Source organism: Paenibacillus sp. BAC0078 (assembly GCF_054483875.1).
Genome location: NZ_JBTLRW010000012.1, coordinates 20650 through 46657, shown reverse-complemented (window position 1 = coordinate 46657; position 26008 = coordinate 20650). Strand labels below are relative to the sequence as shown.

Annotated in this window: 14 protein-coding genes; 10 read left to right on the top strand and 4 right to left on the bottom strand. The window is 51.9% G+C overall.

Going from position 1 to position 26008, the window contains the following annotated elements; all coding sequences use genetic code 11:
* Positions 1-292 precede the first annotated feature (292 nt).
* A complete protein-coding gene (locus ACX1DY_RS20930; protein WP_458966137.1) occupies positions 293-5089 on the top strand; it encodes a glycosyl hydrolase in 4797 nt (1598 codons plus the stop codon).
* 270 nt (positions 5090-5359) lie between these two features.
* Complete coding sequence (locus ACX1DY_RS20925) at positions 5360-7135, top strand: methyl-accepting chemotaxis protein (protein ID WP_458966136.1); 1776 nt, start codon at positions 5360-5362, stop codon at positions 7133-7135.
* A 931-nt stretch (positions 7136-8066) separates the two neighbouring features.
* Here ACX1DY_RS20925 and ACX1DY_RS20920 read toward each other — a convergent pair.
* Positions 8067-9026 (bottom strand): D-2-hydroxyacid dehydrogenase, encoded by a 960-nt coding sequence (locus ACX1DY_RS20920; RefSeq protein WP_458966135.1) that lies wholly within the window; start codon positions 9024-9026, stop codon positions 8067-8069.
* Between the two features lie 232 nt (positions 9027-9258).
* Between ACX1DY_RS20920 and thpR the strand changes: the two genes are divergently transcribed.
* Both thpR and ACX1DY_RS20910 read left to right on the top strand, forming a co-directional pair.
* On the top strand, positions 9259-9867 hold the full coding sequence (gene thpR, locus ACX1DY_RS20915) for an RNA 2',3'-cyclic phosphodiesterase (protein WP_458966134.1): 609 nt from the start codon (positions 9259-9261) through the stop codon (positions 9865-9867).
* 78 nt (positions 9868-9945) lie between these two features.
* Complete coding sequence (locus ACX1DY_RS20910; protein WP_458966133.1) at positions 9946-10842, top strand: cell wall hydrolase; 897 nt, start codon at positions 9946-9948, stop codon at positions 10840-10842.
* Positions 10843-10952: 110 nt separating this feature from the next.
* On the opposite strand, the gene ACX1DY_RS20905 is transcribed toward ACX1DY_RS20910, so the two are convergent.
* Positions 10953-12149: an MGDG synthase family glycosyltransferase gene (locus tag ACX1DY_RS20905; protein ID WP_458966132.1), complete on the bottom strand. Its 1197-nt coding sequence runs from the start codon at positions 12147-12149 to the stop codon at positions 10953-10955.
* 258 nt (positions 12150-12407) lie between these two features.
* On the opposite strand from ACX1DY_RS20905, the gene ACX1DY_RS20900 reads away from it, so the two are divergent.
* The 5 genes from ACX1DY_RS20900 to ACX1DY_RS20880 all read left to right on the top strand — a co-directional run bounded on the left by ACX1DY_RS20900 (position 12408) and on the right by ACX1DY_RS20880 (position 22557).
* Complete coding sequence (locus ACX1DY_RS20900; RefSeq protein WP_458966131.1) at positions 12408-12983, top strand: TetR/AcrR family transcriptional regulator; 576 nt, start codon at positions 12408-12410, stop codon at positions 12981-12983.
* Between the two features lie 181 nt (positions 12984-13164).
* Positions 13165-15519, top strand: a complete 2355-nt coding sequence (locus ACX1DY_RS20895) for a YhgE/Pip family protein (protein WP_458966130.1) — start codon at positions 13165-13167, stop codon at positions 15517-15519.
* A 382-nt stretch (positions 15520-15901) separates the two neighbouring features.
* On the top strand, positions 15902-20497 hold the full coding sequence (gene gltB, locus ACX1DY_RS20890) for a glutamate synthase large subunit (RefSeq protein ID WP_458966129.1): 4596 nt from the start codon (positions 15902-15904) through the stop codon (positions 20495-20497).
* 355 nt (positions 20498-20852) lie between these two features.
* On the top strand, positions 20853-21779 hold the full coding sequence (locus ACX1DY_RS20885) for an ABC transporter ATP-binding protein (protein ID WP_458966128.1): 927 nt from the start codon (positions 20853-20855) through the stop codon (positions 21777-21779).
* A complete protein-coding gene (locus tag ACX1DY_RS20880) occupies positions 21772-22557 on the top strand; it encodes an ABC transporter permease (RefSeq protein ID WP_458966127.1) in 786 nt (261 codons plus the stop codon). The genes ACX1DY_RS20885 and ACX1DY_RS20880 overlap by 8 nt, the downstream gene beginning before the upstream one ends.
* A 15-nt stretch (positions 22558-22572) precedes the next feature.
* Here the strand turns inward: ACX1DY_RS20880 and ACX1DY_RS20875 are convergent, their stop codons facing one another.
* Both ACX1DY_RS20875 and ACX1DY_RS20870 read right to left on the bottom strand, forming a co-directional pair.
* On the bottom strand, positions 22573-23022 hold the full coding sequence (locus ACX1DY_RS20875; RefSeq protein ID WP_458966126.1) for a bactofilin family protein: 450 nt from the start codon (positions 23020-23022) through the stop codon (positions 22573-22575).
* Positions 23023-23070: 48 nt separating this feature from the next.
* Positions 23071-24276 (bottom strand): peptidoglycan DD-metalloendopeptidase family protein, encoded by a 1206-nt coding sequence (locus tag ACX1DY_RS20870; protein WP_458966125.1) that lies wholly within the window; start codon positions 24274-24276, stop codon positions 23071-23073.
* Positions 24277-24478: 202 nt separating this feature from the next.
* Between ACX1DY_RS20870 and cls the strand changes: the two genes are divergently transcribed.
* A complete protein-coding gene (cls, locus tag ACX1DY_RS20865; protein ID WP_458966124.1) occupies positions 24479-25909 on the top strand; it encodes a cardiolipin synthase in 1431 nt (476 codons plus the stop codon).
* Positions 25910-26008: the final 99 nt, after the last annotated feature.

The window sequence follows — 26008 nt, the reverse complement described above, 5'->3', positions numbered from 1 at the left end:
CTTCATTTGCTCTATTTTGTTATTATTTTGTTAGTTTTATTTCTTGGAGCTATGCTGATTTCTAAATGGATTTTTGCGTAAAAAAATATCAATGTAGCCCTTGTTTCATATGGGTATATTGCGAATTATGATGATTTTTGTACCTTTTAGGAAATCAGTGGATTATAAAGTTTTAAACATTAATATTATTTTGTTATTGTTTATTTATTGTTAAGGTGCTAATATTTCCAGTGTAGTTATTATGTTTTTGCAAAACTGAAAGCCCTTACAGAAGAAGGAGGAGGATGAATGGATGAAGATGTTTAAAAAAGGATTCCCGCTGCTCCTGACAGGCATCATGCTTGTCTCGATGGCTGCACCCGCCCTGGCGAGCGGCAAAGCGGACGAGAATCTTGGGAGTTCCGGGACGCACTGGGCCAAAGAAAGCATTGCAAAATGGCAGGGGAATGGTGTGATTCAGGGGTATCCCGATGGTTCCTTTAAGCCGGACAACAAGGTTACACGTGCTGAGCTGGTCAGCATCATCAACAAGCTTTTCGGATTCAGTGCGGCGGCGGAAACGTCATTTGGAGATGTCCCAGCCGGAGCATGGTATGCCAAGGATCTGTCGATTGCCAGACAGGCCGGTTATTATAAAGGCTTCCCGGACAACAAAGCGAAAGCGGATACACAGCTATCCCGCCAGGATGCGGCAACGCTGCTTGCTGAGGTATTCTCGCTGAAGCCAAGCGTTGGCGCGGCTGCCGTTTCCTTTACGGACGGCGCTGCAATCAGCAGCTATGCCAAGGAAGCTGTCCAGGCGATGAAGGGGATGCTGAACGGTTATCCTGACGGCAGCTTCCGCCCGGACAATCTGATCACAAGAGCTGAGACCGTCAGCATCATCGACAGACTGGTCAGCCGCTACTATAACACAGCCGGAACCGTCACCGGCGGCGCCGTAGAGGGCAATGTGCTGGTCAACCACACCGGCGTCACCCTTAAGGACAGTGTGATTTCGGGCAATTTGTATTTAGCCCCCGGAATCGGCAACGGTGATGCATCTCTGGAGAACGTAACCGTGCAGGGAGCTGTATATGTTGCCGGAGGCGGAGAGAATTCGATTCATGTCAAGGATTCCAAGCTAACATCCGTTATCGTGAACCGGCCGGACGGCAAGGTACGCCTCGCTGCCGAAGGCTCGACAACGATCAAACAGCTTACAGTTGAAAGCGCTTCTATTATCGACGTAGGTTCGGGCACGGTGATTTCAGAGGCTGTGATCGGCAGCACCGCCGCCGGTACTGCCGTCACGGGAAAGGGAACGATCAGCAAGCTTGACGTTCGCGGCGATTCAGTCACACTGAACGGTCAGCCTTTAGGCATAGGGACTACCTCGGTGAAGGATGGAGTGCCCGTAACGGCTGGCGGAGGAACGGCTGCGGTCACTAACAATTCCGGCAGCTCTGGCGGAAGCGGAGGAACTGGAACCGGGACGGTGACTACGGTCCGAATCGTTGACACTGCCGCTACAGCGGCAACGAAATCGCTGTTCGCCTACCTGGGTGAGAAGAGCGGCAAAGAAGTCATGTTCGGGCACCAGCATGATACAACCGTATCTTTTGCCGGCAAAGATGAAGCGGGCAAGGTGATTTCCGATGTGTACAGCGCTACCGGAGATTATCCGGCGGTATTTGGCTGGGATACTCTCAGCCTGGACGGCTATGAAGCGCCGCCGGGGGTCAGCGGAGACTATGAGGCCAGCCGGCTGGGCCTGACTGCTGCCATGAAGCAGGCGCATGAGCTGGGCGGCATCGTTACACTGAGCACGCATCCATATAATTTTGCCACTGGCGGCAGCTTCAACGATACCAGCAACACCAAAGGCACTACAGCATCAGTGGCCGCGCGTGTTCTGCCGGGCGGGGACAAGAACGCTGCCTTCAACGCCTATCTCGACCGGATTGCCAAATTTGCGAACAATCTGAAGGATGATAACGGCAACCTGATTCCGGTGCTGTTCCGTCCTTTCCATGAGCAGAACGGGGGATGGTTCTGGTGGGGCGCAGCAACAACCACCAAGAGCGAATATGCCGAGCTGTACAGATACACCGTTGAGTATTTGCGCGATGTTAAGGGAGTCCACAATTTCTTGTACGTGTTTTCTCCGAACGGCTCCTTTAACGGCAATGAAAGTGAATATCTGACGACCTATCCGGGCGACCAGTACGTGGATATTCTCGGTATGGACCAGTATGACAACAAGGACAATGCCGGTTCGGACGATTTCCTGAGCGGCCTTGTTAAGGATCTGAAGATGATTTCCGGTCTGGCCCAGGCGAAGGGCAAGATTGTTACCCTGTCGGAATACGGCTACAGCGCTGCCGGCATGAAGACCACCGGTAATAATGAGCTGAAGTGGTTCACTAAGGTACTAAATGCAATCAAGGCTGACCCGGATGCGGCAAAAATCTCCTACATGCTGACCTGGGCCAACTTTGGTGAAGGGAATAACCTTTACGTTCCATACAAGAATGTCCCTAAGAAAGCGGATCATGAGCTGCTTCCAGACTTCGTTAATTTCTATAATGATCCTTATTCCGCTTTTGCCGGAGATGTAAAGAATGACAACAAGTACGGCCTCACCGTAAACGCAGCGGCCAAAGAACCGTTCCTGCACATTGTTACTCCGAATAATGTTGGAACGGTAAGTGAGGCAGCGACGGTTATCCGGGCCAAGGTAGCCAATACTGTGCCTTCCAAAGTGACGTATAAGGTAGGGGACTCCGCAGTTGAGACGGAAATGACGCTTGGTGCAGATGGCTACTATGCCGCAGCTTGGAAGCCTGACGCCAGCCTGAACGGCACTTCTGCCAATATTACGGTGAAAGCGTATGGACCGGGAGATACGCTGCTCACGCAAAGTGTCTCGGTCTTTGTGAAGATCAGCGAGGTTCCGCTCAAGGAGATCACCTTTGACACAGCGGCCGATCTGGAGCAAATCCAGAATAATGGAACCTGGTCCGGGCTGGCCGGAAACGGGGAGACGATCAAGACTGACTTCGGGCATGCGGTTCTGGCTGGAGACGGCAAGCTGGCGGTCAAGATTACGGAAGGGCTGTCCGCCGCGGACACCTGGCAGGAATTGAAGCTGCAGCTTACGCCTGCGGCGCTAAAGGACGTAAATCTCGCCAAGGTCAACCGGGTGAAATTTACGGTGCTGATCCCGGAGGCTGCGCAAAATGAGGCCGGCAATGCCTCAGTACGGGGAGTTGTGCAGCTCCCGGATGATTGGAATACGAAGTATGGGATGGATTCCAGCTATAAAGCATTGTCCGCTCTGGAGAAAGTAACGGTGGACGGAGCACAGTACTACAAGTTTGATGTTGCTGTGGATCTGGATAATGCGGCGAAGTCAGCATCGGCAACCGGACTGGCGATTTCCATTGTGGGGAGCGGTTTTGTATCTCAAGGTGTACTGCCGATCTATGTGGACAATATCGTTCTCTATAATACCTATTCTGCACCGGTGTCCGACAACGCGCTGGTGGATGATTTTGAGTCCTACGGTTCAAGCGACGATGCGCTTGCAGCCAAATATCCCAAAGCGGGCGGAGACGATATCAGCGTAGCGCTAAGTACTGACCGGAAGTATTCCGGCAGCTATGGAATGAAGCTCCACTATAATATCAATAATGCGGGTTATACAGGGGTAGGAAAAAATCTGGGCTCCCTGGATTGGTCCGATTACAATGCAATCAGTTTGTGGGTGGCCTCAGATGGCAATAGCTCTTATGCACAAACCGGAGCACCGCTGAAGCTGGTAGTTCAACTGGTGATTGACGGAGGATACTTCGAAGCCTATCCGGTCATTAGCCCTGACACCAACGGAAAGTTTGTGCTCAGCCTCAAGAATTTGACGGAAATGAGCTGGGGCACAGCCGGTCCGCTTACCAAAGAGCGGCTGGCGAAAGTGCAAAGTCTGAATCTCTATGTAAATGCGATGGATGCAAAAGCGCATGAGGGCACGTTGTATTTTGACGATATCAAAGCGGTGTACGATTCGTCGCTTCCCGATATGTCCGGCGGCAATAACGGAGTGCCAGACGTCCATGCACCCGGAATATTGTATCAATTCCAGAGTGCCGCGGATATTGAAGGCTGGATTGCGGCAAATGGAGATAGCGCCAACGCTCAGGCTCCCGAATTCGTTGCTTCGGAGCAAGCTGTCGGCGTACAGTTTGATCTGGTGAATACAGGTCAGAATCCCGATGGCAGCTATAAACAATCCTTCGAGCTTGCCGTGGACCCTGCAAAACTGAATATTACCGGTCTGGATACAATCAATGCAAAGGTTAAGCTGTCGAACGGAACCGCCAAAGCGCGGCTGTTCATCAAGACGGGGGCAGACTGGGCCTGGAGCGACAGCGGGACGCCGGTAGCTGTTGATTCAAGCGGGTATAAGACCTTGTCGATTTCTTTGCCGGCAGCCGCAGCGGGGGCAGGTGTGGATCTATCCGCAGTAAAAACAATCGGCATTAAGATCGAGGACATTTCCAGTGACGGCGGAACCGCCAAGCTGTATCTGCAGGAGGTTGGACTTACGGCTGTAGTTCCCGATGTTCATTACGGATTTGAGACCGGCACGGACGGCTGGGCGCTGAACAATAATGAGGCGGTATCGGTATCAACGGATGTGTATGCCGAAGGCAAGCAATCCTTGAAGCTGGACCTCGCGTGGGCGGATGATTCCTTTTTGGCGGCTGCAAAATATGCTGATCTGGATCTGAGTTCCTTCACGAAGCTTAGCGCTAAGGTGAAAATTGTCTCGGACAATCCAGATGTGCAGGCTAAGCTCTTCCTTCAACTGCGGGGGTACACCGTATGGCTGGATTCCGGTGCACAGGCGGCCTCCGGTGACGGTTTTACCGAGTTCACGCTTGATTTCAGCGATATCTCCACAATTCATAACATTAGTGTGAACAGCGGAGGCGAGCCGTTCACCCTGGCTGATTTGAAGAAGGCCAACGCCCTGGGGGTTCAGATTGTAACTCCTTCGGCAGCGGGCACGGCAACCGTATATATTGATGATGTGAAGTTTTCACGCTAAATCAGGTTTCGATAGAGAGCTAGTAAAAGCAGCGGTATTCCCCAGGGAGTATCGCTGTTTTATATGGTCAGCCGGGTGGCGGCACAGCGGTTTCTGCTTAGGCTGGAGCCTGCGCCCAAAGCCGCGTGCTGTGGGGATTCTATATAAATATTCCGGTGTAATTTGCCGAAATAATACTTGTAGTCTGTTGTTGTGCCAATTTATGAAAATGAAAAGTAACAAATGTAAATGCAATGTTATATTTTCGTAAAAGATTGAGGGGGAGTGCTTGTGGAAAAAGATTCTGAAGTAAAGGGTTCTGCAGGAGGAGTACTGAGCGAAAAAATGAAGCGTGCTGTAGCAAAGGGGAAAAGAAGCATCGGCATTAAGATAGCGTCGGGATACGTGGCTTTGGCGATATTGGTTATGATTTCAGGTGGAATCTCCCTCATTCAAATGAACGGCATGCAGAAGAATACAGGGGATATCATCAACAGCACGATTCCCGAATTGAACCGAATACATAATGTTAATTACTACACAGAACATATCATGTCTATCAGTATGCAGCATATTCTCAATACCGGGGGAACGGAGAAGGCGAAGCTGGAAAAAGAGCGTGATGAATATATCCGCAAGGTTGCCGAAACTGTGAAGAGCTATAAGGCTGTGATCAGCGACGCAGAGCAGCAGAAGCAGCTGCAGTCACTCAGCGACAAATGGGATGATTTTATGTCCATTAACAACCAGGCGATCAAGCTGAGCAGCTCAGGTGATGAGGAATTGGCTCTGGAGGTCTCGAAAAAAGGGATTGCCGCATTCAACTCCATGCAGACCGATTTAGACAAGCTTGTAGCGCACAGCCAAAAGGAAGCATCTGACAAGGGCGAACTGTCCGTTACAATTTTTCATACCTCAATGACGTTGAATATTGTAACTGTGGTGCTTGTGCTGATCGTGATCGGGCTGATCAACATGCTTATCCGGCGTACGCTGATCAATCCGCTCAAGAAGGTGACTGCTCATCTGCAGCGGATATCGGGCGGCGATCTGACGGCGGAGGATACTATAATCTCCAATCAGGATGAGATTGGCCTGCTGGCGGGCACAGTGAATGAGACCAACCGGACGCTGCTGGATATTGTGAGCCAGATCAGAAGCGTCGAACAGATCATTGCCAGGCAGAGCGAGGATTTGGGGCATAGTGTGTCCTACACCAAAGAGGGCGGCAGTCAAATTGCTTCTACGATGGAGGAATTGGCGAAGGCATCGGCAAGCCAGGCGGAAGCGGCCGTGGATGCGTCCAGAGCAGTAGAGGAGCTGAACAGGCTGATTGAAGCCTTTGCGGGCAGAGGTGTAGATCTGTCAGTCCATTCGGAGCAGGTCCGGGTTAAGGGCAGCAGAGGCGAGGAATTGATGCAAAGCTCAGTTTCGCAAATGGGCCAGATTGCCGAAGTAGTTTCCCAGTCGATGGCAACGGTGGAAGAGCTGAACCGCAAGAATGAAGGGATATTCCAGCTTGTGGGTGCGATCCGCAATATTTCCGAGCAGACGCATCTTCTGGCGATTAATGCGGCAATCGAAGCGGCCAGAGCCGGAGATAGCGGACGTGGCTTCGCCGTAGTAGCGCAGGAGGTGCGCAAGCTTTCGGAGGAGGTACAGCAGACCGTATCGGAGATTACCGGAATCACACAAGGCATCCAGCATGACTCAAGGGAAATGGTCCAGCAGTTGCGCAGCGGCGTTGAGAAAACGGAGGAGGGCAGCCGGCAAATCATGGAGACGGGTGCGGCCTTGGCTGAAATCAACAAGTCTGTGTCTGGAATGGCCAGTGCCATTGAGGAGATGGGCAACGATCTGAAGCAGATGACTGCGGCAAGCGAAAGCATGAATGAATTCAGCCAGCATATCTCGGCTCTGGCGCAGGAGTCGGCGGCGGGCGTGGAAGAGACATCGGCGTCTGCTAATGAACAGGTCAGCACCATAAGTGAGGTTGCGGCCGGTATTGAGCATCTCGGAACTTTGTTAGCCGAGCTTAAGGAGTCCGTGACCCGGTTTCAGGTGTAGGAAAACAGCCTCTCGGGATTGCATTTACGAAAACATATAAACTGAACTATAGATACACCCAATCGGCATTGGTCGTGACTACAGAGAATGTTTGGACTTCCGGCCGCTAGCGCTCCGTAAGTATCCAAACTTCTCCTCCGTCACTTTGCCTTTTGTTGTTCTTTATTTCAGCTTATATAGTAAATGCAGCGCAGAGGCTGTTTTTTTGTTGTTTAGGAGATAATGATTCCTCTTTGAATTCGGCGAATTCACACAAATGAGTGGAAATCAGTCGGATTCGAACGCCTTTTTCCAACTAGCGCTGGCGAAGAAGCAGGTGAGCAGTGTTATGTAGATTGAACTTGAAATTCGTAGTCTTCATGTTGGATAACCATAGTGGATTTTTTGCATGACTGCACTTCTTGCAATAGAGTACTTATTATTTTGCGTCGAACCGCCTTCTGCTGTATTTCGTGCAATAGACTTTCGGAATACAGAGTTAAAAACAGCTTTTACAAGGGATTCTAATGTACAGAGTGCAGTAGATTGAGTTTTTCGAATGATTTATGGGTCATCTGCTGCAGAGTTGCAATAGAATGCGAGTTCTGAGCTACCTACTTTCTTAAGTTCAAGTTATCTAGTTGGAAAAAGGGAACTTATTTCTCTCTAAAATCAACCATTGTGAGTTTTAAGTGGAAAAAGGAAACTTAATTGGGTTATATTCCTTCATCAAGAGCGAAATGAGCTGAATTAGTTAACCTTTTTCCACTTCACCTGCGGAGAATAGGGTGCTCGAGCAAATTAGTGACCCTTTTTCCACTTGGAATTACCAAAGGATTCATAAAGGGTCCTCCAGGCAACGCAAAACTGAAATCTAAAGCGGCTACGTTGTCCATGAAGGTCGGCGTAGCCGTTTTGTGCTGTGTAGTAATGTTTTGGGAACTACCGCCAATCAGTATTGGCGGCTGTAGTCTACCAAATTGCGCGAAGGGACTCCCGTTTGCAGGTAGGACTGCATATTTTCTGTGAAAATATCAACCAGCCTGTCTGCGTAACGGTCCGTTGCCCCGGCGCAGTGGGGAGTGATGATTACCTGCTCCATCCCCCACAGCGGATGCTCCTTGGGAAGCGGCTCGGTCTCGAACACATCAAGGCCCGCACCGGCCAAATGTCCGCTGTTCAGGGCTGCCATCAAATCCTCTGTATGGGTTGTGGCCCCGCGGCCAATATTAATATAATATGAGCCTTGCTTGCATGCCGAGAAGATCCCCGCATCGAATATTTGCCGCGTCTCATCGGTGAGCGGCAGAGTGTTGATAATGAAATCCCCCTGGCCTACAGCGTCCGCCAGCAGTGCGGTTGTGTAGACCTTGTCGAAGCCATTGGCCGGTCTGCCGGAACGGCTTACACCGATGGTTTCCATCCGGAAGGCTTTGGCGATTCTTGCCGTTTCAGCGGCGATGGCGCCGGTTCCGGCAATAACGGCGGTTTTGAAGGTCAGCTCGCTTTCGCTGCCGTCCGAATGCCAATGCCGGTTCTGCTGGTTGCGCACAGCGGTATGCAGGTTGCGGGTGAACATCAGCATGAAGCCGAAAATAACGGCCGCAATCGGCTCGGCGTGGACGCCGCTGGCATTGGTTAGCAGGATGCCCTTCTTCTCCAGGCCTTCAAGCGGAAGCTTCTCGACTCCGGCCGACCAGGACTGCAGCCAGCGCAGCGGCGACTCCGGCTTCAGCAGTGTGTCGCTGATTCCTTTGGCCCAGCCAATAACAATTTCCGCTTCGGCTAGCAGCTTCAAATCTGGAGATTTGGCATCTGCCAGAGAGAGGGTATAACCTGGAGCGGCGGCACAGATCTGCTCTTGCTGCCGGGATGTAAGAGTATGCAGACAAACAATAGATTTCGTCGTCATGAGGATTCCCTCCCGTTATACTATTAGTAGAGCTGGTTATATAAGCTGAAACAAAAAACTACAAAAAGGCAGAAGTGATGGAGGAGAAGTTTGGATACTTACGGAGCGTAAGCGTCTGGAAGTCCAAACATTCTCCACAGTCACGATTTAAGCCAATTTGGAAAATCCAATTCAGCTCTTATACCTGTATAAGATTAAGGATAACAAATCTGCCTGGAAAGGTGAAATTGCAATGGAACGTACCCTGCCTGGTTCTGACATCGAACGGCTGTTTATTGCGGTCAAGCTGCCTGCAAGGCTATGCGAATTGCTGCGGAATGAATGCGCTGCATTGTATTCAGAGCTGAAATTTGCAAAATGGACACATTTTGCGGATTATCATATTACGCTGCAGTTTCTGGGAGACACACCCAAGCCGGAGATTCCGGCTCTCCTTGAAGCTTTGAGGAAGGTATCCGCAGCTTGTGCTCCGTTTCAGTTGCAGCTTGCGCAGTGGGGAGTCTTTGGCCTTCCTGAAGCCCCAAGAGTGCTGTGGGCGGGCGTTTCCGGAGAATTGGAGAAGCTGAACCGCCTTCAGCGGAGCGTGGTTTCCTCGACTCGCCCACTAGGATTTACCCCCGAAGCGAGGGCGTACAACCCCCATCTTACACTTGCCCGGAAATATCGGGATAAGCGTCCCTTTAGTATGGAAAGATTGGAATCTTTATCCTCGGAGAGGATGTCAAAGGATGCTGAATCAGGGGAGCTGGACTGGACGGTGGACGGTTTTTTGGTGTATGCTACCAGGATGCATGCCATTCCTATGTATGAAATGATCGAAAAATTTACATTTTTCAGATGAAAATCGACAATAAAGTTTTCAAAGCTTCCATTTTCGGTTACATATTATAGGAATGTGCCGTAAAACAGGAGGTAAATAATGGTAATTTTTAAACAAAACCGCTGCATTGCGCTGCTCGTTGGCGTTATTCTAGTGTGTTTTTCTTCGATAAGCTTGCTGGGCAACGAAGAAATCGTAAAAGGGAAAAATTCGGCTCGAACAGATAAATTTCAGTCAAGCGGCCAAGCAGCAGCCTTACTTATTCCCGTTTCAACACCGAAATCCTCGCAGAGGAGCAGCAATAATACATTTAGGCCCATGCTCTACACCACAGCCGCCGATCTGGGACAAGCCCAGAAATTCCGGCAACCCGTGGAATGGATCAGTCCGGATAGCCTGAAGCCGAAGGGCACAGCATCCCATACTGATATTCCTCGGCGGAAGGTCGCTGTGGTGAAGACAAGCCCGCCCGTTGCGCAGCAAGCGCTCAGACAGGCGGAGGGCAAGGGGAGCCAGACCGTAAATAATAAAAACACGGCAATTCAGCAACATCCCCCCACAAAATTGTTCTTCTCCCGGACAAAGCTACTAAGCCAGGCACAACGAAGTCAAGCCACCTGGAGCTACGCTGTATCCGAAGAAGACCTGCTACTGCTGCGAAAAATCGTTATGGCAGAAGCAGAGGGTGAACCGTACCAGGGCAAGGTGGCAGTCGCCAACGTTGTTCTGAACCGGCTACGGTCAGCCAATTTTCCCGACACCATTCATGATGTAATTTATCAAAAAAGACAATTCAGTCCTGTTGCTAACGGGCGTCTTAACCGTGTGAAGCCAAATGCGGATTGTATTAGAGCTGTAAATGCCGCACTCTCTGGAATAAAGGCGGTTACCGATGATACGTATTATTTCCTGTCGCTGAAGCTTGCCCAGGACCTTACCGTGCACCATTCCCAGAAGTACGCCAAAACTATCGGCAATCATACTTTTTATAAGTAAAGCAGCGGGTTAACTGACAACAGGGCTGTACCATTAAGCGCAGGCAAAACAAAGGGTGTCCTAAGGCCATTTATCATGGCTTTGGACACCCTTTGCTTAAATATGAGAATTTAGGGAGTGACATACACAGCCTCTTCATTCCGGCCCTGGGCAGCAGCGCGTGCACCACGCAGCTCTGCTGCTGTCCCGCCAGCCGGCTTGCCCAGCAGCTCCAGTATGGTTGAAGCGCAGTGGCTCGGCTGCTGCCGCTCCGGCGCGAGCCGCCGTCTGCGCAGCTCTTCAAGACTGGTGTACTCCCGAAGCAGCATCGAGAACCATTTGTTCACTACATCTGAATCCAGCTCTTCGGCCAGACCCAGCTCCACAAAATATTGGCAGTTCTTCTCCTCCTGGCCGGGAATGGCGCTGTAAAAAAGCATCGGGATGCCTTTGGCCTGGCCTTCCGTGCAGGTCATCCCGCCGGGCTTTGTAATGAGCAGATCGGAGGCATCCATCAGCTTGTTGATTTCACTGGTGTACCCGAGGATCTTCACGTTGGGATGGTTCAGCAGCGGATTGGTCCGCATTTTGGCAACTAGCTTGTCATTACTGCCCATGCAGAAGATCAACTGGATTTCATCCATCCGGGCCGTGAGCGAGTTCATGACATCCTCACCGAACATCAGGCCCCAGCCGCCGCCCATAATCAGCACCGTAGGAATGTTGGCGAGTCCGAGCTCCTTGCGGAGCATCGTTTTATTCGAACGCTCCCAGAATTTCGGATGCACCGGAATGCCGGTGACCATAACCTGCTCGGGACAGATTCCCCGTCCGGTCAGAATGGACTTCACACGGGATGTAGATACGAGGTAGCGGTTGACCTCGGCATTGACCCAGCTTCCGTGCGCGTCATAATCCGTAATCAGCGTGTAGAGCGGCACATCCAGCCCTTGCTGCTTCAATCTGGAAATAACGGCAGCAGGAATTGGATGCGTACAAATAATCAAATCCGGCTTAAGCTGCTCAATAACCTGTGAGGCATGTGTATAAAAAATCCGGTGAAGCGCCATCTTGGTCAACCGGTTCAGTGATTTGTGATATTGTGTCTTATACATCATGCCGACCAGCTTCGGCTGGCTGCTGACTGTTTTGCGGTAAGCTGAAAGAATCCAGGGAGCAACCGTAGGATTAAGGAACTTCCCCAGCTCAATGACCCGGCACTGCACATCCGGACTGAGCCGCTTTATACCTTCGGCCAGAGCATAGGCTGCCCCTGTATGGCCCGTACCGAAGCCTTCCGAAAACAGCAGTACTCTTTTCTTTCGCATAAGTTCACCTGCTACTTTCCTTCATAGGATCAATCTTCTTTTACTATTATACTAAGGAACTTGCTTCTTTTCTCACATTATACAAATAAGACGTAAATAGAAAGTTAAAACACTGCAAAAAGAAAAAAATAAAGATTTCTCCCAAGTATTGCAAACGGAGTGGCAACGTGTTAAAGTGAGTTGTGACCAAGTGACCGGAATAGTAAAATGGTCAATAAGCGGTGGTAACGATATTTCCGGAAGAAAGGGAGTGTAAAGGTGGCTGTGGTGGATCGAAGGCAACAGGTGCTTCAGGCCGCGACCAAGTCATTTTCATTATTCGGCTACAAAGCAACAACAATGGATCAGGTCGCCAAGATTGCAAATGTCGGCAAAGGAACGATCTACACCTTTTTCGCAAATAAGGAACAGTTGTTTGATGAGATCCTGCGTGAAGTTATGATGGATATAAAGTCTATCGCCGAGCGTGAGATCAAGCGGGACCGGCCTTTTTTTGATAATCTGCGCCGTGTTCTTGATGCCGTGCTGGAATTTCGCAGTGAACATGAGCTGTTCGTCAAGTTGTCCCAGGAAAGCCGTGATTTCGGAACCCCGCAGGCTAATGAAGGTCTCGATAAGCTTGAGAATGTGATCCTCGAATATTTGCAGCGGGAGGTGGAGTATGCGATAGATCATGGTGAGGTTAAGCCCTGCGACTCCAAGATAGTATCGCTGGTGATGTTCAGACTGTATATCGTGCTGACAGCCGAGCTCAACAGAGTACATGTACCTTTGACGAAAGAACAAATCACAAGCTATTTCCATTTGTTTCTGGCCGAAGGGCTGGCGCAATAGCGTAATAAGGTTTTGATGGTTGGCGATAGCCTCAAACGACTCCGGCAGGAGTTTTTCTTTGCTCTCGATTGACTACTTGGGGAAAATAGTCACCTGGTATTACGCAAAGTTTCACAAAACTAGCATTTGTAAGATTTATAGCATTTTAAAGAGAGCATATGATCTAAAGGAGAGAACCAGAATGAAATCTTTATCCGTATTTGCCAAGGACCTGGGCGCAGCGTTCAAGAATCCCAAGGTGCTGATTCCGATGTTTGTCGTCCTGTTCATTCCGGTGCTGTACAGCGGATTGTTCTTGAAGGCATTCTGGGACCCGTATGGCAAAATGAATGAGCTGCCGGTCGCCGTTGTTAATGAAGACAAAGGTGCCGACTATGAAGGCAAGAGCCTTACTGCCGGGAACGATCTGGTAGAGGAGCTTAAGAAGACCGACGGGTTCAAATGGAATTTCGTGACCCGTGCACAGGCGGAAGCCGGTCTGAAAGACGAAACTTATTATATGGCTATCGTGGTTCCGGAGGATTTCTCCGCTAATGCAACCACAGTGCTGGATGATAATCCGCAGCCGGCCAAAATCATCTATGAGCCAAACGAAGGCTACAACTTCCTGGCTGGTCAGATCGGCGGTACTGCCGTAAAAGATATCAAGACTAAAGTATCTGCCAAAATTACCGAAGCTTATACCAACTCTGTTCTTGACAAAATCACTGAAATCTCCAGCGGCCTTGGCGAAGCGGGAGACGGCGCCCACAAAATTGCGGACGGTGCCACTAAGCTGGACGACGGCGCGCTTAAGCTGAAGGATAACCTGGTTGTGCTGACTGAAGGCACCGGCAAGCTCCTGGACGGCGCAGCGCCGCTTACAGAAGGTGTGACAGCTCTGAACAACGGTGCTGCAGCACTCAAGACCGGCAGCAGCAAGCTTGCCGGAGGACTTGAACAACTGTCCGCGGCGCACAAGCAGCTCCAGGACGGCGTAGCGAAGACAGCAGACGGCAGCAAACAACTGAATGCCGGTCTGCAAAAGACGGCTGCCGGTGCGGCTGCACTGCAAGCCGGTACGAAGTCTGCTGTAGACGGAACTAACAAGCTGCAAGCTGGTACGCAGTCCGTTGTGGACGGCAGCGCGAAGCTGGCTGCGGGATTGACATCCTCCGAAGACGGCAGCGCGAAGCTGGAAGCCGGACTGAAGGCTTCGAAGGACGGTAGCGCCAAGATTAGCGCGGGAGCCAAAGCGGTAGCCGATGGCCTGCAGCAGCTGGCCAAATCGAATCCGCAACTGGCAGCAAGCCCTGATGTGCAGAAGCTGATTGCAGCAAGCACCTCAGTTGCCCAAGGCATTGCGCAGCTGGATCAAAGCCAGCAGCAGCTTCTCGACGGCGCCTCTGCGCTGCACAGCGGTCAGACACAACTGGTTCAGGGTGCGAACCAACTGCACGATGGATCACAGCAACTCGATGCCGGTGTAACCCAGCTGCATGACGGCGCGCAGAAGCTGAATGCAGGCAGCACGCAGCTTCTGGCAGGACAGCAGCAGCTGCTCGCTGGGGCCGGATCGCTGGAAAGCGGCGGCAGCAAGCTTGCTGCAGGCATGAAGCAGTTCGGCGCGAAGCTGGATGAAGCTGCGGCAGGCGGCGCGAAGCTGGCCGATGGCGGTAAATCGCTGGAAGCAGGAACCACTAAGCTGCTGGCCGGTGCAGGCAAGCTCAGCAGCGGTCTCAGCTCTGTAGCGGATGGTTCGAAGAAGCTGAGCGATGGAGCAGGCAAGCTTAAGGATGGCCTGGATGACCTGAAGGCCGGCTCCGGCGAGCTGGCATCGAAGCTCGGCGATGCCGCTTCGAAGACCAGCTCCGTGAAGAAAACCGATGCCCTTGCATCAATGTTCGCCCAGCCAGTACAGATTGATGAGAAAGAATACACTACAGTACCTAACTATGGTACAGGTTTTGCACCATACTTCCTGTCTCTTGGCTTGTTCGTAGGCGCACTTATCTGCACCATCGTTATTCCAATGCGCGATTCTGAAGTGATTGGGGCCAGCCGCTTCAACCGCTTCGTCAGCCGTACCCTTACATTCTCGATGATGAGTATGTTCCAGGCTCTGATGGCTGTACTTATTGTGCTTTACGGCCTTGGACTGAATGTAGAGAATGTACCATTGTTCTACGCCTTTACCTTCATTACAGGCCTTGCCTTCATGTGGATGATTCAGGCTATCGTTACCTGGATGGATCAGTCGGGACGGTTCGTGGTTATCGTTATTCTGATCTTCCAATTGACTACAAGCGCAGGAACCTTCCCGCTTGAGCTGATTCCGAGCTGGATGAAATTCTTCAACCCGCTGCTGCCTATGACCTACAGTGTCAGAGGCTTCAAGGCAGTGATTTCCACCGGTGAAATCGGCACAATGTGGACTGATGCCGGAACGCTGGCTGTTTACGGAATTGTCTTCCTGGCCTTGACCTTCACATATTTCATGACCCGTGAACGGGGCAGTCAGGTAGAAATGAAGAGTGAACAGGCTTTGAGTTTATAATTGAACGTTATTCAATATTCATAGGAATAACAGAAAGAACGCTCCTTTTCCGGGGCGTTCTTTTTGTTATCTTATTCAGCGTTAATTCAGGACGGAACGTGCCATGATTGTGTCAGGAAAATGAATGAAGCGTTTTCATTGAATAAGCGCTTATTCGTTATTTGTGCATATTTATGCATAACAAAGATTTTTTACGCTTTTATTCACTAAAGCTGCGCCGCAAAAGCATTTGTTAATCAAGCTCATAAAAAAGTTTAAATTGCGCTCATGTCAGGTCGATGATAAAATGATATAACCAATCTGCCTTGAATATTTATTAAGAATTTGCACTGAAAATTTTTCCTGGAAATTCGTTTACTTTATAATAGAAAGGTTGCGTACGATGAGACACACTGAACTGCCCGTTAAACAGGGCCTGTATGATCCCCAGTTCGAAAAGGATGCCTGCGGAATGGGGTTTGTCGCCCATATCAAAGGCAAGCCGTCCCATGATATTGTAAGTAACGCTTTGACCATGCTCATCAACATGGAGCATCGGGGAGGCCAGGGAAGCGAACCAAACTCGGGTGACGGAGCCGGCATCATGCTGCAGATTCCGCACCGTTTCTTTGCCGGTGAAGCCAGCAGGCTTGGCTTTGAGCTGCCGGAGCAGGGACATTATGGCGTGGGCATGATCTTTTTGTCTCACAACGAGGAGATCCGTAACCGCCATGAATCGCTCCTCAGCGAGATTATCGCCGAGGAAGGCCAGCAGGTGCTTGGCTACCGCGATGTGCCTACCTTTGACGAAATGCTGGGCAAGACGGCCAAAGCGGCCAAGCCTTATGTCCGTCAGGTGTTCATCGGACGTTCCGAAGGCATCAAGGATGAAATGGCCTTTGAACGCAAGCTGTATATCATCCGCAAACGCGCCGAGCTGGCGATCCGCTACGGCGGCGCTGAAGAGGGCGAATCCTTCTATGTGCCAAGTATGTCCTGTCGAAAGATCGTATACAAAGGCATGCTGACAACTGCACAGGTGGGACAGTTCTACCTTGAATTGCAGAACGAAGAGCTGGAATCGGCCATCGCACTTCTCCACTCCCGGTTCAGTACCAACACGTTCCCAAGCTGGGAGCGTGCGCACCCGTACCGCTTCATGATCCACAACGGTGAAATCAATACGCTGCGGGGAAATGTGAACTGGATGCACGCGCGCCAGTCGCTGTTCAAGAGTGAAGTGTTCGGAGAAGATCTGAGCAAGATCAAGCCGGTTGTGAATCCGGACGGCTCCGACACCGCGATGTTCGACAATACCTTCGAATTCCTGTACCTCAGCGGACGTTCTCTGCCGCATGTGGCTATGATGATGGTTCCTGAGCCTTGGAGCAACCATGACAGCATGGACGAGAAGAAGAAAGCTTTCTATGAATACCACAGCACTCTGATGGAGCCGTGGGACGGACCAGCCGCAATGGGCTTTACCGACGGTGTCCAGATTGGCGCGATTCTCGACCGTAACGGACTGCGTCCTGCGCGTTATTATGTAACCAAAGATGATCTGATTATTTTGTCCTCCGAGGCAGGCGTACTTGATATTCCTGCGGAGAATGTTCTCTATAAAGACCGCCTGAGACCGGGCCGCATGCTGCTGGTGGATACGAAGCAGGGCCGGATCATTTCCGACGAAGAGGTCAAAGCCGCCATTGCTTCCGAGCAGCCTTACCGTGATTGGCTGGATGAGCATCTGATCGGCCTGGATCAGCTTCCCGATGCGCCGGAGCTTCCGAATCCGAAGCATGACAATGTGCAGCAGCTTCAGCAGTCCTTCGGCTATACCTTTGAGGATCTGCGCAAGGTGCTGGAGCCGATGGCTTCCACCGGTGCTGAAGCTGTAGGCTCGATGGGCTACGACGCCCCGCTTGCGGTGCTGTCGGACCGTCCGCAGCGTCTGTACAACTATTTTAAACAAATGTTCGCCCAGGTAACGAATCCGCCGATTGATGCCATCCGTGAAGAGCTGGTTACATCTACGGCAACGACGATTGGACCTGAGCGCAACCTGCTCAAGCCAGAGCCTGAGAGCTGTCGTCAGATCTCGCTGGACTCCCCGATTTTGTCGAATGAGGATTTCGCCAAGATCCGCCACATCCGCCGTGCAGGCTTCAAATCAATGTCGCTTCCGATTCTGTTCCCGGCTGAGCTAGGAGCTGAAGGGCTGCGCATTGCGCTGGAGCGCATGAATGAAGCGGCTGACCGTGTCATGGCTAAGGGGCATAACATTCTTATCCTGTCCGACCGTGGCGTAGACCGTGAGAACGCGGCAATTCCGGCGCTGCTCGCCGTGTCCAGCCTGCATCACCATTTGATTCGTTCGGGAACCCGGACCAAGGTCAGCATTTTGCTGGAATCCGGCGAACCGCGTGAGGTTCATCATTATGCGCTGCTGCTTGGCTATGGCGTGAGCGCGGTCAATCCGTACCTGGCTTTCGAAAGTCTGGATGATATGATCGGCCAAGGGCTGCTGCGCGGCATCTCGCATGAGAAGGCCGTGAAGAATTATATTAAAGCTGCGACGAAGAGCGTAGTTAAAATACTGTCCAAAATGGGCATCTCGACAATCCAATCCTACCGCGGCGCACAGATCTTCGAGGCTGTCGGTCTGAATTCGGAATTTGTGGACCGTTACTTCACCTGGACGCCTTCCCGCATTGGCGGCATCGGCCTTGAGGAAGTGGCTGCGGAAGCTCTTGCTCACCATAACCGTGCCTTCACCGACAAAGACGGCAACGACAAAGTGCTGGATTCCGGCGGTGAATATCAATGGCGCAGCGACGGGGAAGAGCATCTGTTCAACCCGCAGACTATTCATCTGCTCCAGCAATCCGTGCGGAGCGGAGATTATGGAATGTACAAAAAGTATGCAGCGCTTGTTCAGGGCGAAAGCGAGAAGCAACAGACATTGCGCTCCCTGCTGCAGTTCAAACCGTTCAATCAGCCGATTCCGCTGGAAGAGGTTGAATCGGCTGCATCCATCATGAAACGCTTCAAGACCGGAGCCATGTCCTTCGGCTCGATCAGCAAGGAAGCCCATGAGACACTGGCTATCGCTATGAACCGTATTGGCGGCAAGAGCAACACCGGGGAAGGCGGCGAAGATCCGGCGCGCTTCACTCCCGACAGCAACGGCGATTCCCGCCGCAGTGCCATTAAGCAGGTAGCATCTGGACGTTTCGGGGTTACCTCGAACTATCTGGTGAACGCCGACGAAATTCAGATCAAGATGGCACAGGGAGCCAAGCCGGGTGAAGGCGGACAGCTTCCGGGCCGTAAGGTGTATCCTTGGGTAGCCGAAGTGCGCGGCTCCACAGCAGGTGTGGGTCTGATCTCGCCGCCGCCGCATCATGATATTTACTCCATCGAGGATTTGGCAGAGCTGATCTATGATCTGAAGAACGCCAATCCGCGTGCGAATATTAACGTTAAGCTCGTATCTGAAGTCGGTGTCGGAACCATCGCCGCAGGGGTTGCCAAAGGCCGTGCCGACATCATCCTGGTCAGCGGTTACGATGGCGGTACCGGTGCATCGCCGATGAACTCCATTCGCCATGCCGGTCTCCCGTGGGAGCTTGGGCTGGCTGAAACGCATCAGACGCTGATGCTGAACAATCTGCGTGACCGTGTTGTACTGGAAACTGACGGCAAAATGCTCAGCGGCCGCGACCTGGCTGTAGCCGTATTGCTGGGCGCTGAAGAATACGGATTTGCCACTGCGCCGCTTGTAGCCGTAGGCTGCATTATGATGCGGGTATGTCAAATGGATACCTGTCCGGTTGGCGTAGCGACACAGAACCCGGAGCTGCGCAAGAACTTTGCGGGTGATCCGCAGCATGTCGTTAACTTTATGACCTTTGTGGCGGAGGATCTGCGGGAAATCATGGCAGAGCTTGGCTTCCGCACCATTCAAGAAATGGTCGGCCGCACTGATTGTCTGGATGCTGCCAAAGCTTCGAGCCACTGGAAGAAGAAAGGCGTGGATCTTAGCAGCCTGCTGCATACTCCGGCAATGCCGGAAGGAAGCACACGCTTCAACAGCCAGAGACAGAATCATGGTCTGGAAGAAACACTGGATGTGTCGAAGCTGCTGGAGCTTGCCGCACCGGCACTGGAATCCGGTAAGGTGGTTGAGGCTTCTCTGCCGATCACGAACGTCAACCGTGCGGTTGGAACCATTCTGGGCAGCGAGCTGACACGCAAGTATGGTGCGGCAGGTCTGCCGGATGATACGATCCGCCTGCATTTCACCGGTTCAGCCGGACAGAGCTTGGGTGCGTTCGTACCGAAGGGGATTACGATCACCGTCGAAGGCGACTCCAATGACTACGTCGGTAAAGGGCTGTCCGGCGGCAAGCTGATTATCAAGCCGTCCCGGAAGGCAACCTTTGCCGCCGAGGACAATATCATCATCGGGAACACGGCGTTCTACGGTGCTACCAGCGGTGAAGCTTATATCAGCGGTATTGCCGGCGAACGGTTCGCCGTCCGCAACTCGGGTGCGAATGTGGTTGTTGAAGGCGTGGGCGACCACGGCTGTGAATATATGACCGGCGGCCGTGTGGTGGTGCTTGGCGCAACCGGACGCAACTTTGCGGCAGGTATGTCAGGCGGTATTGCTTACGTGTACGATCCTGACAATTCGTTCATCAAACGCTGCAATCTGGAAATGGTTCTTCTGGAGCGCGTGGAAGAGGCAGAGGAAATTGCCGAGCTGAAGGGTATGATCACCCGTCATGCAGAGCTTACGGACAGCAACGCCGGAAGAAGCGTTCTCGAAGCCTGGGAAGATGCTCTGCCGAAGTTCGTCCGTGTCATTCCGAAGGATTACAAACGGATGATGGAGCAGATCCGCAAGGTTGAGCAGACCGGTCTCACCGGTGATGCCGCCCTGATGGCTGCGTTCGAAGCAAATATGCGTGAGCTTGCCCGTGTCGGCGGCTAACTAGCATTTCAATACACAAAGGGACAACATCTCCTCCATACCGGAGGGAGGTTGTCCCTTTTACTATTGCTGCATTTTTTCCCGGTTTTCAGGGAAAAGGAAAGTTGTGGTAGAATAAACCTATATAAAATGAATTGATAAAAAATTGAAGGTGAAGTAACGGAGGGGAAGTTTGGAACTGGAGGAGCGAACGCGTACGCCTTTAGGTTTGGATTTCTACCGCAAACAGCGGTATCAATCAGGAAATCCAAACCTAACAGCGGCCGGAAGTCCAAACATTCCCCGCAGTTACGGCCAGAACCCCAATTGGAAGCTCAAGCTCATTTTATATACACCGACGAAAGGAAGTGAGACCATGCCGAACACGGCAGAAGTGGTAACGCCCGTAGCAAGCCTCAGGGGGGTTACCAAAAAAATCGGCGCAAAGACGCTGGTTAGCGACTTAACGCTGGATATTCCGGCGGGGCAAATCTTCGGATTTCTCGGACCGAATGGTGCAGGTAAAACAACCACCATCCGTATGATGGTGGGGCTGATCTCCATCAGCCAGGGCGACATTCTGATCTGCGGCCGCAGCATTAAAGATCATTTTGAAGAAGCGGTTAAGAGCATTGGAGCCATTGTAGAGAACCCGGAGATGTACAAATTCCTGACCGGATACCAGAATTTGCTTCAGTATGCGCGTATGGTGCCTGGTGTGACCAAGCAGCGGATTCAAGAAGTGGTGGAGCTGGTTGGGCTGGGGCAGCGGATTCATGACAAAGTAAAGACCTATTCGCTCGGGATGCGCCAGCGGCTGGGCGTGGCCCAGGCACTGCTGCACCGTCCGAAGCTGCTGATTCTGGATGAGCCCACTAACGGGCTTGATCCGCAAGGTATCCGCGAGCTGCGCGATTATTTGCGCCGGCTGTGCCAGGAGGAAGGAACCACAGTGTTCGTCTCCAGCCATTTGCTGTCCGAGATGGAGCTGATGTGTGACAGTGTGGCGATCATCCAGAATGGCAAGCTGATCGACGTGAAGCAGCTCAAAGCGGTAGGCACTGAAGTGCTGCCGACCGGTGAGACGTTGTTCGAGGTCAGTGATCCTGCGGCTGCGCTTGCACTGCTTGGGACTGGGGTGCTGAGTGACGGCGGGCTTGCGGTCGCAGCGGACCGTGAGGAAATTGCCGAGCTGAATGCAAAACTGGTTGCGGGCGGAATCAAGGTTTACGGCATCAAAGCGCTGTCCCGGTCGCTGGAGGATCAATTCTTGGAAATCACCGGAGGTGAAGGCATTGGGTAATTTCGCTGCTCTCATACATAATGAGAATGTCAAAATCTACAGCCGGGTACGCACATGGGTTATGCTGATCATTTTGGCAGTCATGAGTGCGCTGTTCCCTGTACTGTTTTATTATACCAGTGGTGATACGTCGACGGCGGAGCTGTGGAGCAGCTTTCAAATGACCGTAAGCATCGCATTTTTTCTGAACACCATTTTTACCGTTGTTATTGCATCCGACTCCGTAGCGGGCGAATTTTCTTGGGGAACAATTAAGCTGCTGCTGATCCGCCCTTGGAGCCGCTCCAAAATACTGCTGTCGAAATACATTTCCTTGCTACTGTTCAGCCTGCTGAGCACTGCTGTGCTGATTGTTTTCGGTTATGTGTCCGCGCTTATTTTTTCCACTACACCCGGGACAGATGCGTCCATGGTATCATCATGGAGCCCGGCAAAATATACTTTTCTGAGCATTCTTTGCAGCTATATTGAGCTGTTTCTCACGGCTGCAATTGCCTTCATGGTCTCCAGCGTTTTCCGTGCAAGCGGACTTGCGATCGGGCTGTCGCTTTTCATTATGTTTGCCAAAGATATCTTTGTCGCCATCTTCAGTCCGGAGCGGTATGAGTGGGCCAAATATCTCATTTTTCCCCACATGAATTTGGGTGGTTATCTGTTAACGGACAAAGGGCCGGGCGGGGTTAGCCTCGGGTTCGCCGTTGCCGTGCTGGCAGTCTATTACCTGTTGTTCATGCTGGTGTCCTGGTTCGTATTCCGTAAAAGAGATGTCGCAGCGTAAATACGGCAGCAGCAGTTAGCCTGCTTCCAGGGTGCTCTGTGCCTTGGAGCCGTGTTTGCCTGTCTTGTCCGTATTGTCGCTTACCTGAAGTCCGCCTGCATGTTCCATGGCGGGCTCTTCAGTCATGGCTATAGAGCCGTTCAGCACACTGCCTTCCATGATGCTTAGGGAACCGGCCAGAATGTTGCCATGCAGTTGTCCGGTTCCTGTCATGATAAGTCTGCGGTCCGCAGTGACATCACCGTAGACCTTACCGGCGATAATGATCTCCTGTGCCTTGATGGTGGAGCGAACCGCTCCTTGTTCACCTACAGTCACTGTTCCCCGGCAGTGAATTTCCCCGCTGAAATTGCCTTCAATCCGCAGATTGGTGTCGCAATTCACTTTGCCCTCCAGCGTGCCGCCATGTCCGATCAATGAGTCGGTAGACTTGACAGATGTTTGGTGCTTGTTTTTATTCCACATGATACAATCCCCCTTTTTAAGTATTAGTTCCATTCCTGAGTGTGGCCTTTACGGCTCCACATAACCCAATGGATTCACCGGCTTGTTCCCCTTAACCACCTGAAAATGAAGATGGGGGCCTGTGCTTCGCCCGGTATTGCCGAGCTGGCCGATTTGCTGCCCTTTGCGTACCTCCTGTCCGGGAGAGACGAGTATGGCGTTCAAATGCATGTACCAGGTCTCAAGCCCGTTATCATGCTTAACGATGATGTATTTGCCTCTTGCACCCATTTGCTCGGCGGCGGTTATAACGCCGTCCATGGCGGCGTATACAGGGTCTCCGATATTGCCGGCAATATCAATGCCCGAGTGGTAGGCCGATACGCCCTTGAAGGGATCGGAGCGGTAGCCGAAGCTGGAGGTAATCACTTTCGAGTAGGTAGGCCAGAGGACCGCCGGGGCCAGCCGGGCTTTTTCTGCCAGCGCTTTTTTGGCCTGGAGCTTGGCCTCGGCAGTGTTGGCTTTGATGGCTTTTGTAATTGTTGTAGAGATGCTGTTCATCATTTCCTCAAGCATGCTGCGGATTTCCTCATAGTCATCCTTCGTTTCCCGTACCAGCTCCAGCGGATCATTCTGATAGACCGCGATGTATTCTCCGCCTACCTGCGGTGGGACTGTGCTGCCCAGTGCCGCGGAAATCGCACCTAAGCGGAAGTTCACAGCGGACAGCGGGGAAGCGGGAGCTGGCGCTGCTGCAAAGACTGGACCGCTTGCGTCCTGTGAGGCTGCTGTCCCGGATGACACGGCTGTCTCTACAGTTGCAGAGGCCTCGGACAGCTTGCCTGCAGAGGTTTTGGCGCCGGAGGCAGAGGTTTTCGCTTTGCCGGAGGAAGCGGAGCCGTTTTGTTTATCAATCAATGACTGCAACTGCTGCTCAAGCTCGCTAACACTTTTCAGCTTGTCTCTGATGCTGTCGGCCTCCTCTGAAAGCTCGGTTACCTGGCTGCGAAGCTGCAGCAAGGCCTGATCCTTGTCGGCAACCTTCATTTCCATGCGGAGATTGCTCAGGGAGAGTGCGGCTGCTTCGGCTTCAAGCTCGGAAATGGACCGGGAGGCATGAAAATGCATAGAGGTGACCAGACTGGAGATAGAAAGGGCAGCTGCGGCCGGCAGGGCCAGGGCGAGCGGCTTGGATAGCTGAAGCTGTCTGACCGGACGCCCGGCCTCACGGACGACGAGCAGTGTAATCCGGTTATGATCGGGCTGTTTCTTCATAGCTTCTCCTTCCTGCGGCTTGCGCAGCCGCCTTTGTGTTAAATCCAGCTTGATTGTTCTTTGGGCTCATCCGGATCGTCCTATTACTCTATGTATTCCACGTCTGTGACGAACATGACAACGGTTTGCTTGAATATAAAAGGAGAGTAGTGGCGAAATCCGGACAATTCATTATCTATAAACCTTCAGGGGGAGCGCTGTCATGAAAATATTCGTGCTTATTCTATGCTTATTTATTCTGCAGATTGCGGCAATCCTGCTGCTTGAATTCCGCCGTCCGCAACGGGCGCTGGCCTGGGTATTTGTTACCTTTTGCTGCCCGCCCTTAGGGCTGCTGTTCTATTATTTCTTCGGCCGGGACTATTGGCAGAACCGCAAGCTAGGCAAAAGATGTCTCTCGTTGTTCCGGGAGATTCGTGCCCATGTCACGGGTAAAATTCATATTGTGAAAAATGCGGACGAGAGCGGAAATCCGCAATTTGCGGATAACAAAGCGCTGCTGTATCTGCTCTCACGGCTGTCGGAGAGTCCGATTACCGGCCGGAACCGGAGCCGGGTGCTGTCCAGCGGCCGGGAAGCTTTTGACGATATGTTGGAAGCGATGGAAGCCGCGCGTGAGCATATCCATTTGGAGTTTTATATTTTCCGTGATGATGAGATAGGGAAGCAGTTTCAAGAGGTTATGATCCGCAAAGCCCGCCAGGGAGTCAGGGTGCGTCTGCTCTGCGATGGCCTTGGCAGCCATAACCTCGGCCGCAGTTTCATTCGTACGCTGAAAATTAACGGCGTGGAGGTCCATTTCTTCCTGCCGCCGCTGACCTCACTGCTGAACCGCCGCTTCAATTACCGCAATCACCGCAAAATCCTGGTCGTCGACGGACTGATCGGGTTCACCGGGGGCATGAATGTGGGCGATGACTATCTGGGTAAAGATCCGAAGCTGGGGTACTGGCGGGATACCCATCTGCGTCTGGAGGGAGATGCTGTATATAATCTGCAGTATATTTTCATGAAAGACTGGCGGCTCGCGGCGGGTGAGGGCATGAGTCATCCCCGTTTCTTCCCCGCGCATCATTGCACGGAGCGGGAATCTGTATTGGTAGTTGCAAGCGGACCGGATGGAGCGCTGGATGCCTCGCAGGAGATGTATTTTGCGGCAATCGTTGCGGCGAAGCGGCGGATCTGGATCACTTCGCCGTATTTTATTCCTGATCCCGCGATTTGCCGTGCGCTGAAGAACGCTGTGCTGAGCGGGGTGGATGTGAGAATCATCATTCCGTCCAAGCCCGACAACTGGCTTGTATATTCGGCCTCATTGTCGTACTTAGAGAACCTGCAGGATGCCGGTGTGAAATTTTACCGCTACAACGCAGGGTTCATGCATGCCAAGGTCATGATTATCGATGGGCTGATGGCTACGGTGGGGAGCGCCAACCTGGATATGCGCAGCTTCTACTCCAACTTTGAGCTGACGGCGGTGCTGCTCCGTCCGGAGCTGATTTCCGGGCTTGCGGCCGATTTCGAGCAGGACCTGAAGCACAGTGAGTTTATTGACCCGATTAAGTTCAAGGAGCGGGGGAGATATGTCAAATTGATTCAAAGCCTGTGTAAGCTTTTATCGCCGCTTTTATGATGGGAAATCCGATGTTTACATTGTTTTTCGAAGGCTATAACATGTTCCAGCCTTTTTAAAGCTCTTTTTATGATATAATGAAGGTGTGGAAGAAACTAT

Bases quoted from the DNA above. Each gene is read 5' to 3' on its own strand.
- ACX1DY_RS20910 (WP_458966133.1), top strand. From the start codon at position 9,946: ATGGTAATTTTTAAACAAAACCGCTGCATTGCGCTGCTCGTTGGCGTT.
- ACX1DY_RS20895 (WP_458966130.1), top strand. From the start codon at position 13,165: ATGAAATCTTTATCCGTATTTGCCAAGGACCTGGGCGCAGCGTTCAAG.
- ACX1DY_RS20920 (WP_458966135.1), bottom strand. From the start codon at position 9,026: ATGACGACGAAATCTATTGTTTGTCTGCATACTCTTACATCCCGGCAG.
- ACX1DY_RS20905 (WP_458966132.1), bottom strand. From the start codon at position 12,149: ATGCGAAAGAAAAGAGTACTGCTGTTTTCGGAAGGCTTCGGTACGGGC.
- ACX1DY_RS20885 (WP_458966128.1), top strand. From the start codon at position 20,853: ATGCCGAACACGGCAGAAGTGGTAACGCCCGTAGCAAGCCTCAGGGGG.
- cls (WP_458966124.1), top strand. From the start codon at position 24,479: ATGAAAATATTCGTGCTTATTCTATGCTTATTTATTCTGCAGATTGCG.
- ACX1DY_RS20875 (WP_458966126.1), bottom strand. From the start codon at position 23,022: ATGTGGAATAAAAACAAGCACCAAACATCTGTCAAGTCTACCGACTCA.
- gltB (WP_458966129.1), top strand. From the start codon at position 15,902: ATGAGACACACTGAACTGCCCGTTAAACAGGGCCTGTATGATCCCCAG.
- ACX1DY_RS20870 (WP_458966125.1), bottom strand. From the start codon at position 24,276: ATGAAGAAACAGCCCGATCATAACCGGATTACACTGCTCGTCGTCCGT.
- ACX1DY_RS20930 (WP_458966137.1), top strand. From the start codon at position 293: ATGAAGATGTTTAAAAAAGGATTCCCGCTGCTCCTGACAGGCATCATG.
- thpR (WP_458966134.1), top strand. From the start codon at position 9,259: ATGGAACGTACCCTGCCTGGTTCTGACATCGAACGGCTGTTTATTGCG.